This is a genomic window from Rathayibacter sp. AY1H2, assembly GCF_002931985.1.
Classification (GTDB): domain Bacteria; phylum Actinomycetota; class Actinomycetes; order Actinomycetales; family Microbacteriaceae; genus Rathayibacter.
This window is the reverse complement of the sequence record NZ_PSUV01000005.1, coordinates 144780-156525: the sequence shown is the minus strand read 5'-3', so window position 1 is coordinate 156525 and position 11746 is coordinate 144780. Positions and strand designations below refer to the sequence as shown.

The window sequence follows — 11746 nt, the reverse complement described above, 5'->3', positions numbered from 1 at the left end:
CGCCACCCCCGTCCGCCCCACCCGAGAGGAGGCGACCGCATGTACGAAGGCATCGTCCAGGAGCTGATCGACGAGCTCGGCCGGCTCCCCGGCATCGGCCCGAAGTCCGCCCAGCGCATCGCGTTCCACATCCTGCAGACCGAGACGTTCGACGTCACCCGGCTCGCCGAGATCCTGCTCGAGCTGCGCGGCCGTGTGCACTTCTGCGACATCTGCGGGAACGTGGCGGAGGAGGCGACCTGCGGGATCTGCCGCGATCCGCGCCGCAGCCGCGCCGTCATCTGCGTCGTGGAGGAGGCGAAGGACGTCCCGGCGATCGAGCGCACCCGCGAGTTCCGTGGGCTCTACCACGTGCTCGGCGGCGCGATCAGCCCGATCGACGGCATCGGCCCGGATCAGCTCCGCATCCGCCAGCTGCTGCAGCGGCTCGCGGACGGCGAGGTGCAGGAGGTCATCATCGCGACCGACCCGAACCTCGAGGGCGAGGCGACGGCGACCTACCTCTCGCGCATGCTCAGCACCCTCGGCATCCGCATCACCCGCCTGGCCTCCGGGCTGCCCGTCGGCGGAGACCTCGAGTACGCCGACGAGATCACCCTCGGCCGCGCCTTCGAGGGCCGCCGGCTCGTCGAGAACTGACGCGGCCGCCGGAGTCGCATGACCGCTCCGGCATGCGGTCGACCGGTAGACTCGCCCGTCGGGTCGCGACGGCGGTCCAGCCACCGACACGGGAGCAGCACGTGAGCCTGATCGTCCAGAAGTTCGGCGGGTCCTCCGTCGCCGACGCGGAGAGCATCAAGCGGGTCGCGAAGCGGATCGTCGCCACCAAGCAGGCGGGCAACGACGTGGTCGTCGCCGTCTCGGCCATGGGCGACACCACCGACGACCTGCTCGAGCTCGCCCACCAGGTCACTCCCATCCCCGCCCCCCGCGAGCTCGACATGCTGCTCTCCTCGGGCGAGCGCATCTCGATGGCGCTGCTGGCGATGGCGATCAAGAGCATGGGCTTCGAGGCCCGCTCCTTCACCGGCAGCCAGGCCGGCATGATCACGGACGCGCAGCACGGCGCCGCCCGCATCGTCGACATCACCCCGGTCCGCCTCCGCGAGGCGCTCGACGAGAACGCCGTCGTCATCGTCGCGGGCTTCCAGGGCTTCAACCGCGACACGAAGGACATCACCACCCTCGGCCGCGGCGGCTCCGACACCACCGCCGTCGCGCTCGCCGCGGGACTCGGCGCCGACACCTGCGAGATCTACACCGACGTCGACGGCGTCTTCACCGCCGACCCGCGGGTCGTCAAGAAGGCCCGCAAGCTCGACCGCATCACCAGCGAGGAGATGCTCGAGCTGGCCGCCGCGGGAGCGAAGGTGCTGCACATCCGCGCCGTCGAGTTCGCCCGCCGCCACGGAGTCACGCTCCACGTGCGCTCCTCCTTCAGCCCCAACGAGGGCACCATCGTCTACAACGCCGAGACCGCCGGCGCCGAGCAGAACGGACAAGCCGTGGAAGAGCCCATCATCGCCGGAGTCGCCGCCGACCTGAACGAGGCGAAGATCACCGTCGTCGGAGTCCCCGACATCCCGGGCAAGGCCGCTCAGATCTTCACGATCGTGGCCAAGACCGGCTCCAACATCGACATGATCGTGCAGAACGTGTCGGCTGCGGCCACCGCCCGCACCGACATCTCGTTCACCCTGCCCAAGGCCGACGGCCAGACGGTCCTCATGGCTCTCAACGCCGAGAAGGACGAGGTCGGCTTCGAGTCCCTGCAGTACGACGACCAGATCGCCAAGCTCGCGCTCGTGGGCGCCGGGATGCGCACCAACGCCGGCGTCTCCGCGAAGCTGTTCCGCTCCCTCTACGAGGCCGGGATCAACATCGAGATGATCTCCACGAGCGAGATCCGCATCTCGGTCGTCACCCGCGCCGACACCGTGAACGAGGCTCTGCGCGTCGTGCACACCGCCTTCGGGCTCGACGCCGAGGACGAGGCCGTCGTCTACGCCGGCACCGGCCGCTGACGGCCGGACACCCTCGCGATCCGGCCGTTCCTCCCGAGCGGCCGGACCGACCGGTACTCTCTCCCTCGATCCCCCCGCCACGAGCGGCCCGCGCGCCGCACGGACGAAAGAGCACAGCATGAGCAGCACCCCCCTCCACGTGGGCGTCGTCGGCGCGACCGGCCAGGTCGGGAAGGTGATGCGCCGCCTCCTCGAGGAGCGCGACTTCCCGATCGCGTCCATCCGCTTCTTCGCCACCGCCCGCTCGGCGGGCACGACGCTGCCGTTCCGCGGCGAGGACGTCGTGGTCGAGGACGTGGAGACCGCCGATCCGACGGGGCTCGACATCGCCCTGTTCTCGGCCGGAGCCACGGGATCGCGCGCGCAGGCGCCCCGCTTCGCCGCGGCCGGCGTCACCGTGATCGACAACTCCAGCGCCTGGCGTATGGACCCCGAGGTCCCGCTGGTCGTCAGCGAGGTGAACCCCCACGCCATCGACCAGGCGGTCAAGGGCATCATCGCCAACCCCAACTGCACCACGATGGCCGCGATGCCGATCCTCAAGGTCCTCGACCGCGAGGCGGGGCTCACGCGCCTGATCGTCAGCACCTACCAGGCCGTGTCCGGCAGCGGACTGGCCGGAGCGAACGAGCTGGCCGGCCAGGTCCGCGCCGCCGTCGCCGACGAGCACCTGCTCGACCTGGTGCACGACGGCTCGGCGGTCGACTTCCCCGCGCCGGACAAGTACGTCGCCCCGATCGCCTTCGACGTCATCCCCTTCGCGGGGAGCCTGGTCGAGGACGGCTCGAACGAGACCGACGAGGAGAAGAAGCTCCGCAACGAGAGCCGCCGCATCCTCGAGCTCCCGGAGCTGCTGGTCTCGGGCACCTGCGTGCGCGTCCCCGTGTTCACCGGCCACTCGCTCTCCGTCAACGCCGAGTTCGCCTCCGCCCTCAGCCCCGAGCGTGCTCGCGAGCTGCTGGCCGACGCGCCCGGCGTCGTGCTGCGCGAGGTGCCGACTCCGCTGGAGGCCGCGGGCAAGGACCCGAGCTTCGTCGGCCGCATCCGCGCCGACGAAGGCGCTCCGGAGGGACGCGGCCTCGCGCTCTTCATCAGCAACGACAACCTCCGCAAGGGCGCGGCCCTGAACGCCGTGCAGATCGCCGAGCTCATCGCGGCGAAGCAGCCCGTCTCCTGACCTCCGTGGACGGGGCCGGCGCCGAGCGCTCCGGCCCCTTCCGGGTGGAAAAGCCGCGAATTTGATGGGGGAGCGGGGCCCCTCCCCGCCGCGGTGTGCTCGGGCGAGCGTAAACTCGACTCTCGTGAACTCCTCGGAACCGGTCGACGTCGCCCTCATCGGTGGGGGCATCATGAGCGCCACGCTCGGCGCCCTCATCACCCAGCTGCAGCCCGACTGGACGATCGCCGCCTACGAGCGCCTCGGCGACGTGGCGCAGGAGTCGTCGAACCCGTGGAACAACGCGGGCACCGGTCACGCGGCCCTCTGCGAGCTGAACTACATGCCCGAGGCGGCCGACGGCTCCGTCGACCCGGCCAAGGCGATCCAGATCAACGAGCAGTTCCAGATCTCGCGCCAGTTCTGGTCGAGCCTGGTGGAGTCCGGCGACATCCGCGAGCCCTCCAGCTTCATCAACCCGGCGCCGCACATGACCTTCGTGCACGGCGAGGCCAACGTCGAGTACCTCCGGAAGCGCTACGAGGCGCTCAAGGACCAGCCGCTGTTCGCCGGCATCGAGTTCACCGAGAGCGTCAAGACCATCCACGAGTGGGCGCCCCTGCTGATGGAGCAGCGTCCCGCCGGCGGCGGCCCCTATGCGGCGACGCGCATGCCGGCCGGCACCGACGTCGACTTCGGCTCGCTGACCCACCAGCTGTTCGACCACGTCGTCGCCCACGGCGGCACGCTCGACACCGGCCGCGAGGTCACCGACATCACCCGGCAGAAGGACGGCACCTGGCGCCTCGACCTCAAGCAGGTCGTCGGGGGCACGCCCCAGTCGGTGACCGCCCGCTTCGTCTTCGTCGGCGCCGGCGGCGGTGCGCTGCACCTCCTGCAGAAGTCGGGCATCCCCGAGATCAAGGGCTTCGGAGGCTTCCCGATCTCGGGCCAGTTCCTCCGCACCGACAACCCCGAGCTGGTCGCCCGGCACAAGGCGAAGGTCTACGGCAAGGCCGCGGTCGGCGCGCCCCCGATGTCGGTGCCGCACCTCGATGCGCGCGTCGTCGACGGCGAGTCGTCCCTCCTCTTCGGCCCCTACGCGGGCTTCACGCCCAAGTTCCTGAAGCGCGGCTCGTGGCTCGACCTGCCCCTGTCGATCCGGCCGCACAACATCGGCCCGATGCTCGCGGTCGCCCGCGACAACCTCGACCTGATGAAGTACCTGATCGGCGAGGTGCTCGCCGGCCGTGGCAAGAAGATGAAGGCCCTGCGCGAGTTCCTGCCCACCGCCCGCGACGAGGACTGGTACCTGATCACCGCCGGCCAGCGCGTCCAGGTGATGAAGAAGGACGAGAAGAAGGGCGGCGTGCTGCAGTTCGGCACCGAGGTAATCACGGGAGGGGACGGCACGATCGCCGGCCTGCTCGGCGCCTCGCCCGGAGCCTCGACCGCCGTGCCGATCATGCTCGACATCGTGCAGAAGTGCTTCCCCGACCGGATGAAGGCCTGGGAGCCGCGGATCCGCGCACTGGTGCCGAGCTACGGCTCGACGCTCAACGACGCGCCCGAGAAGGCCGAGCAGACGGTCACCGCGACCGCCGAGACGCTGGAGCTGTCCGCCTCGGTCTGATCGGCTGCGACCCGCTCGAACGTATGTTCTAATGGCCCCATGAGGTGGAGCGGGCAGTCGATCGGCACGGCCGACGAGGCCGCGCTGCCCGGGCTCGTCAAGCTCACCGACCTGGTGCGGACGGTGCGCACGCCGGAGTTCGAGGGCATCACCTTCTACGAGGTGCTCGCGAAGTCGGCGCTCAACCGCGTGCACACCTCCTCGAAGATGCCGTTCGGCTGGAGCATCAACCCGATGCGCGGCTGCACCCACGCCTGCACCTACTGCTTCGCCCGGCCCACGCACGAGTACCTCGAGTTCGACGGCGGCCGCGACTTCGACTCGCAGATCGTCGTGAAGGTGAACGTCGCCGAGGTCCTCACCCGGGAGCTCGCGAAGCCGAGCTGGGAGCGGCACCCCGTGGCACTCGGCACCAACACCGATCCGTACCAGCGCGCCGAGGGCCGCTACCGGCTGATGCCGGGCATCATCGCCGCGCTCGCCGCCTCGGGCACCCCGATCTCGATCCTCACGAAGGGCTCGCTGCTGCGGCGAGACCTGCCGCTGCTCCGCGAGGCCGCCGAGCACGTCCCGGTCGACCTCGGCGTGTCGATCGCCGTCTACGACGAGGGCCTCCAGCGCTCCGTCGAGCCGGGTGCGCCGACCGCGGCGGCCAGGCTGGCGACGGTCACCGCGGCACGGGAGGCCGGCTTCGACTGCTCGGTGTTCCTGATGCCGATCCTGCCGTTCCTCACCGACACACGGGCGCACCTCGACGAGTCGCTCCGGGCCTGCCGCGAGGCGGGCGCCAGCACGATCATGTACTCGACCCTCTACCTCAAGCCCGGGGTGAAGGAGTGGTTCCTGCAGTGGCTCGGGCAGGAGCACCCCGAGCTGGTCGACAAGTACCGAGCGCTCTACCCGGGCCGCGACGCCTACGCGCCTCTCGAGTACCGGCGCTGGCTCTCCGCGCGCATCCGCCCGCTGATGCGCGCGCACGGGCTCGAGCGCGGCGAGGAGGACCCGGCCACCGGCTCCGTCAAGTCCTCCGCCCTGAATTCGCTCGGGACGCTGCGGACCCTCGGCGGCGAGCGGCGCTCCCTCCAGCACGACGGGCTGCTGGTCGGGGAGCTCGGGCCGGAGCGCGCCGCGATCCTGCCCGGCGTCGGGCAGCCGACGCTGTTCTGAGCCGGGGGCGGGCCCGGCCGCGGCTAGGATCGTCCGCATGGTCACCCGCTCCGGTGAGCCCTCGGGCTCCTCCGCCTGGAGCGCCCGCGACGCGGCACCCCGTGCGGTCCGGCTCGGCCTGCTCGACCCGCGCGAGGACCTGCTCGCGGCGACGAGCGCGTGGATCCGCACCCACGCCCCGGACTTCGAGGTCGTCGTGGCCGCCTCCACCTGGCACGACCTGGTGACGAGCGATGTCTTCCCCACCCAGGTGGTCGTGATGGACGTCGAGCTGCGCGAGCCGATCTCGATCGAGGCGCGGATCCGGACCTGCCGGGCGGCGGGAGCCGCGGTCGTGGCGCTCTCCGCGAGCGAGGACGACGAGGTCCGCGAGCGCGCCCTGAAGGCCGGAGCCGTGCGGCACCTGGCGAAGTCGCGCCCGCTCGCCGAGGTGATGGAGCAGACCCGCGCCGCTCTCGAGATGCGCTCGGCCGACGTCTCGTCCGCGCAGTGGCGGCCCCTGCCGTCCGGGGTCGCGGCGCAGCAGCGCCCACGGCTCAGCGCCGGCGAGCTGGAGGCGCTGCGCCTCTACGCGTCCGGATCGAGCACCCCCGAGGTCGCCGCCAAGATGAACGTGCAGTTCGAGACCGCGAAGACCTACCTGCAGCGCGTGCGCCGCAAGTACGTCGCCGTCGGCAGGCCCGCGAGCCGCCGGGCCGATCTGATCCGCCGCGCCGGCGAGGACGGGTTCCTCCCGTGACCGGCCCCTGCTCACCCCGGGGGCCCCGCCTCCGGACCCGCCCCGAGGAGACCTGATGGCCAAGCTGTACTTCCGCTACGGAGCGATGAACAGCGGGAAGAGCACGTCGCTCCTGCAGGCCGCGCACAACTACGAGGAGCGCGGGCACCGGGTGCTGCTGGCCAAGCCGGCCGTCGACACGAAGGGCGAGGAGCTGATCGTGTCGCGGCTCGGCGTGACCCGTCCGGTGGACATCCTGTTCGAGCCCGACGGGGACCCGATGGCCGTCTTCACCGCGGCCCGGGCCCGCGTCCTGGCCGAGTCGAAGCGCGACGTGAGCGCTCTGCTCGTCGACGAGGTGCAGTTCCTGCCGGAGTCGCACGTCGACGATCTGCTCCGGATCTCCATCCTCGAGAACGTGCCCGTCCTGGCGTACGGCATCCGCACGGACTTCCGCACCGCCGCGTTCCCGGGCAGCAGGCGGCTCCTGGAGATCGCCCACAGCCTCGAGGAGCTGAAGACGATCTGCCGGTGCGGGCGCAAAGCGATCTTCAACGGGCGCGTCGTGGACGGCCGCTTCGTCTTCGACGGCGATCAGGTCGCGATCGACGGAACGGCGGTCACCTACGAGTCGCTGTGCGGCGCGTGCTACCTCCAGGAGAGCCGCGGCCGGCTCCGCGGCTGACCGGTCGAGCGTTCCTCACCGGTGCGACACCCCTCCGAAACGAGGAAGTGGGTAGCCTGACGACGTGACAACACCGGAAACGGAATTACGCCTTTCGAAGCAGCAGGAAAGGTCGGGGGAAACGATGACGGCGCAAGGGGCACCGCTGAGGCGTCGGCCGTCGTGGGAGCAGGACTACCGGCGACGGCTGCTCATCACGGACGTCGTCGCGATCGTCCTCTCCGTCTTCGGCACGCAGCTCTTCTGGTTCGACCTGAACCTGAACTCGGATCTGGGGTTCAAGAACCCCGCCGACATCGCGGTCAGCTACACCTGGGTGTCCGTCGCCCTGTCGGTCGGCTGGCTCCTCGCCCTCCAGGTCTTCGACACGCGCGACCGCCGGATCGTCGGCACCGGCTACGTCGAGTACCGCCGCGTCGTCGACGCCTCCATCTGGCTCTTCGGCATCGTCGCGATCATCGCCTACCTGCTCCAGATCCTGCTCGCGCGCGGCTACATCATCACGGCGTTCCCCGCCGGGATCGTGCTGATCTGCGTCGGCCGCCTGGTCTGGCGCTCCTGGCTCACCCGGCAGCGCCGGGCGGGCCGCTTCTCGAGCCAGGTCGTGCTCCTCGGCTCCCGCGCGAGCGTCCTGCACACCGCGCGCGAGCTGCGTCGCGGCACCGAGGCCGGCTACAAGCTCGTCGGCGCCGTCTCGACCTCGGTCGGCGGTGCGGACGCGCTGCGGAGCGAGCAGGAGCTCTCGGGCCTCGCGGTCCACGGGTTCACCGGGATCGACGGCGTCCGCGCCGTGATGGACGCCACCGGTGCCGACACGGTGGTCGTCACGAGCTCCGACGAGCTGGCGCCGCAGCGGATCCGCGAGCTGAGCTGGACGCTCGAGCCCGGGCGCGAGCACCTCGTCGTGGCGCCGAGCCTCACCGACATCGGCGGTCCGCGCATCCACACCCGCCCCGTCGCGGGCCTTCCGCTGATCCACGTCGAGACCCCGCGCTTCGACGGCCGCCAGCGGTTCGCCAAGCGCCTCTTCGACATCCTGGCGTCGACCATGCTGATCATCCTCAGCGCGCCGGTGCTCGTCGTCGTCGCCGTGCTGGTCAAGGTCACCAGCCCCGGGCCCGTGCTCTTCCGGCAGGAGCGCATCGGCCTGAACGGCGCGACCTTCGAGATGCTGAAGTTCCGCTCGATGGTCGTCGACGCGGAGGCGCGACTGGCGGCTCTCGCGTCGCAGCAGCGTGCGGAGGGGAACTCGATCCTCTTCAAGATGGCGAAGGACCCCCGCGTCACCCGGGTGGGTGCGATCCTCCGGCGCTTCAGCCTCGACGAGCTGCCCCAGTTCCTGAACGTCTTCCGCGGCGACATGTCCCTGATCGGCCCCCGCCCGCCGCTGGCCCGCGAGGTCGAGCAGTACGAGGAGCACGTGCACCGCCGCTTCCTGATGAAGCCGGGCATCACCGGGCTCTGGCAGGTCAGCGGACGCTCGAACCTCTCGTGGGAGGACACCGTCCGCCTCGACCTGTACTACGTCGAGAACTGGTCGATGACCGGCGACATCGTCATCCTCTTCAAGACCGCGCGCGCCGTCCTCGCCCGCGACGGGGCGTACTGATCGCCGGGGGGAGGGGCGCCGAGCCCCGCACCCTGTCCGTCTCGGTCCTCGAGACCCCGTTCCGCGTGGTCTTCGGACGCGGCGTCGGCGACGAGGACGCGGCGCGGATCGCCGACAGCTGGGCCGCCTGCGCGTCCGAGCCCGACGCGGGAGCACGCGACGTCCTCGCCGAGGTGGGGCACGATCCCTCCGTCCCGGTCGACGGCTCGCCCCGGGTCTCGAGCGCCACGCTCGCGCAGCTCGAGGAGTCCCTGACCTCGACCCTGACCCTCGAGGCGATCGGCGCCCGGCGCGCCGACCTGCTGATGCTCCACGCCTGCGGGATCTCCGACGAGTCCGGCCGCGTGCTGGCCTTCGTCGCCGCCTCCGGGACCGGCAAGACCACCATCGCCCGGACGCTCGGGTCCCGCTTCGGCTACGTCACCGACGAGACGGTCGGCGTGACCCCGGAGGGGCGCGTCCTGCCCTATCCCAAGCCGCTGTCGGTGAAGCCGCTGACCGGATCGGCGCCGAAGGCGCAGCTGGCCCCCGGGTCGCTCGCCCTCCGACCGGTCCCGGAGGCGCCCCTGCGTCTGGCGGGCGTCCTCCTGCTCGAGCGCCGCGACGGCGTCGGGACGCCCTTCCTCGAGCACGTCGACCCGGTCGACGCGATCGAGGATCTGGTGCCGCAGACCTCGTACCTCTCGGCCCGACCGCGGCCGATCGCCGATCTCGTCCGCACCCTCTCGGCGCTGGGCGGCGTCCGGCGACTGGTCTACTCCGAGGCCGCGAGCGTGGTGCACCTGGTCGAGGAGGTCTTCGCGTCCCTCGGCGCCGGGGCCCCGTCCGCCTGGTCCGAGGTGGTCTCCGTGCAGCTCGACCCTGTGGGCGAGGCCCTGCCCGGCACCGTCCTGCGCACCCCTGCGGACGACGCGGTGGAGCTCGCCGACGGCCAGCTGCTCGTGTTCTGCGGCGGCACCCTCGTTCGCCTGTCCGGCATCGGCCCGACGATCTGGCGCCACGCCGGCCGGGGCTCCGATCTGCCCGGTCTCGTCGCCGCGGTGCTCGAGGAGGCGGGCCCGCCGCCCGCCGGCGTCGATGCGGAGGCGGTCGTCGAGTCGGCGGTCGTCGAGCTCGAGGGCCTCGGAGTGATCAGGAGAGGGACTCCGCCGGAGCCCACCCCCGACGGGTGGCACGGTTGACGCGCCTGGCGCCGAGGGCGCGGAAGCGCTGTGTCAGAATTCGGAAGAACCCGTCGCCGGCGCCCGCCGCGTGATCCGTACCAGCGAAGGAAATCTGACTCTGTGGAACTTCGAGACGTCCTCCGGCTGCTGCGCGACCACTGGATCCCGATCGTCGCGGCGATCCTCCTCGGCACTCTCGTCGCCTTCGGCTGGTCGCTGACGCAGAAGCCGCGGTACGTCGCCGACTCGCAGGGCCTGGTCTCCGTCGCCACCACCGGTGCCGACGACAGCCAGGCGATCTACACGCAGCAGATCGCGCAGTCCGTCGCCAAGTCGAGCCTCGCCACGTACGTCCCGATCGCCACCTCGCGCGACGTGGCGCAGATCGCGATCGACAGCCTCGGCCTCGACGTCTCGCCCGCCACGCTGATCTCGGCGATCACGGTGCAGGCCGACACGGTCGCCCCGGTGATGAAGGTCAGCGCCACCGCCTCCACCCCCGAGGGCGCGCAGAAGCTCGCCGACGCCTGGGTCGCGGCCATCGCCACCAAGGTGCAGCAGGTCAACCAGGAGACGGGCGTCGGCGACACGGTCTCCCTCACCGTTCTGCAGGCCGCGGCGCTCCCGTCCTCGCCGGCGTTCCCGAACCTGCGCCTCGTCCTCGCGGTCGGCGCGCTCGCGGGCCTCGTCCTCGGTCTCGTCTACGCGTTCGTCCGCAACACGCTGGACCGGCGCATCCGCACCGCCGAGATGGTCGAGCGCCTGTTCGACCTCCCCGTGGTCGGCACCCTCCCCGTCGACAAGCGCCTCAGCGAGACCAACCGCATCGTCCCCGAGGCCGACACGACCGACTACATCAAGGCCGACGGCAAGCACGCACTCGCCGAGGCGCTGCGCGAGCTCCGCACGAACCTGCAGTTCATGAACATCGACAGCCCGCCGCGCATCATCGTCGTGACGAGCCCGCTGCCCTCGGACGGCAAGTCGACGGTGACCGCGAACCTCGCGGTGACGCTTGCCGCCTCCGGCCAGCGGACCGTCGTCGTCGATGGCGACCTCCGCAAGCCCACCGTCGCCAAGTCGTTCGGCCTCGTTCCCGGCGTCGGCCTGACCGACTTGCTGATCGGCAAGGCGGAACTGCAGGACGTCCTGCAGCCGTGGGGCCCGTCCGGCAACCTCTGGGTGCTCGGAGCCGGGTCGATCCCGCCGAACCCGTCCGAGCTGCTCGGCTCCAACGGCATGGACATCCTCCTGCACGAGATCGCTCGCGAGGCCATCGTGATCGTCGATGCGCCGCCGCTCCTGCCCGTCACGGACGGCGCCATCCTCACCGCCCGCACCGACGGCGCGCTCGTGGTCATCTCCGCGGGCAGGACGACGACCGACGAGCTGGGCAAGGCGATCCAGAACATCGAGCGGGTCAGCGGCCACACCCTCGGCGTGATCCTCAACCGCGTGCCCGCGCGCGGCCAGGTCGGCCGGGGCTACGGCTACTACTACACGAGCTACTACGGCTCCGAGCGATCGGGTGCCCGCCCGGACACGGCCGTCGAGCCCGAGCCCGCGTCGACCTCGGCCTGAGCGCCCCGCG

Annotated in this window: 10 protein-coding genes; all 10 read left to right on the top strand. The window is 71.3% G+C overall.

What is annotated here, in order from left to right:
* Positions 1–39 precede the first annotated feature (39 nt).
* A complete protein-coding gene (recR, locus tag C5C29_RS06145) occupies positions 40–639 on the top strand; it encodes a recombination mediator RecR (protein ID WP_104222157.1) in 600 nt (199 codons plus the stop codon).
* Between the two features lie 101 nt (positions 640–740).
* Positions 741–2024: an aspartate kinase gene (locus C5C29_RS06140; RefSeq protein ID WP_104222160.1), complete on the top strand. Its 1284-nt coding sequence runs from the start codon at positions 741–743 to the stop codon at positions 2022–2024.
* Between the two features lie 118 nt (positions 2025–2142).
* Positions 2143–3201 carry an aspartate-semialdehyde dehydrogenase gene (locus tag C5C29_RS06135; RefSeq protein WP_104222161.1) on the top strand — a complete coding sequence of 353 codons (1059 nt, stop codon included), beginning with the start codon at positions 2143–2145 and terminating at the stop codon, positions 3199–3201.
* Between the two features lie 64 nt (positions 3202–3265).
* Positions 3266–4813 carry a malate:quinone oxidoreductase gene (locus C5C29_RS06130; protein ID WP_104222163.1) on the top strand — a complete coding sequence of 516 codons (1548 nt, stop codon included), beginning with the start codon at positions 3266–3268 and terminating at the stop codon, positions 4811–4813.
* A 39-nt stretch (positions 4814–4852) separates the two neighbouring features.
* The gene (locus tag C5C29_RS06125; protein ID WP_104222165.1) at positions 4853–5980 is read left to right on the top strand and encodes an Rv2578c family radical SAM protein; all 1128 of its coding nucleotides are present in this window, start codon (positions 4853–4855) and stop codon (positions 5978–5980) included.
* 37 nt (positions 5981–6017) lie between these two features.
* Positions 6018–6719 carry a LuxR C-terminal-related transcriptional regulator gene (locus C5C29_RS06120; RefSeq protein WP_104222167.1) on the top strand — a complete coding sequence of 234 codons (702 nt, stop codon included), beginning with the start codon at positions 6018–6020 and terminating at the stop codon, positions 6717–6719.
* Positions 6720–6774: 55 nt separating this feature from the next.
* Positions 6775–7383 carry a thymidine kinase gene (locus C5C29_RS06115; RefSeq protein WP_104222169.1) on the top strand — a complete coding sequence of 203 codons (609 nt, stop codon included), beginning with the start codon at positions 6775–6777 and terminating at the stop codon, positions 7381–7383.
* 124 nt (positions 7384–7507) lie between these two features.
* Entirely contained in the window at positions 7508–8992 is a 1485-nt protein-coding gene (locus C5C29_RS06110; RefSeq protein WP_104222171.1) for a sugar transferase, read from the top strand.
* A gap of 65 nt (positions 8993–9057) precedes the next feature.
* The gene (locus tag C5C29_RS06105; protein ID WP_104222173.1) at positions 9058–10173 is read left to right on the top strand and encodes a hypothetical protein; all 1116 of its coding nucleotides are present in this window, start codon (positions 9058–9060) and stop codon (positions 10171–10173) included.
* A gap of 102 nt (positions 10174–10275) precedes the next feature.
* Positions 10276–11736: a polysaccharide biosynthesis tyrosine autokinase gene (locus C5C29_RS06100; RefSeq protein WP_181027156.1), complete on the top strand. Its 1461-nt coding sequence runs from the start codon at positions 10276–10278 to the stop codon at positions 11734–11736.
* Positions 11737–11746 lie beyond the last annotated feature (10 nt).

What these genes read in the sequence shown, in the direction of transcription:
- C5C29_RS06130 (WP_104222163.1), top strand. Translation starts at nt 3,266, where the DNA reads ATGGGGGAGCGGGGCCCCTCCCCGCCGCGGTGTGCTCGGGCGAGCGTA.
- C5C29_RS06110 (WP_104222171.1), top strand. Translation starts at nt 7,508, where the DNA reads ATGACGGCGCAAGGGGCACCGCTGAGGCGTCGGCCGTCGTGGGAGCAG.
- recR (WP_104222157.1), top strand. Translation starts at nt 40, where the DNA reads ATGTACGAAGGCATCGTCCAGGAGCTGATCGACGAGCTCGGCCGGCTC.
- C5C29_RS06120 (WP_104222167.1), top strand. Translation starts at nt 6,018, where the DNA reads ATGGTCACCCGCTCCGGTGAGCCCTCGGGCTCCTCCGCCTGGAGCGCC.
- C5C29_RS06135 (WP_104222161.1), top strand. Translation starts at nt 2,143, where the DNA reads ATGAGCAGCACCCCCCTCCACGTGGGCGTCGTCGGCGCGACCGGCCAG.
- C5C29_RS06125 (WP_104222165.1), top strand. Translation starts at nt 4,853, where the DNA reads ATGAGGTGGAGCGGGCAGTCGATCGGCACGGCCGACGAGGCCGCGCTG.
- C5C29_RS06115 (WP_104222169.1), top strand. Translation starts at nt 6,775, where the DNA reads ATGGCCAAGCTGTACTTCCGCTACGGAGCGATGAACAGCGGGAAGAGC.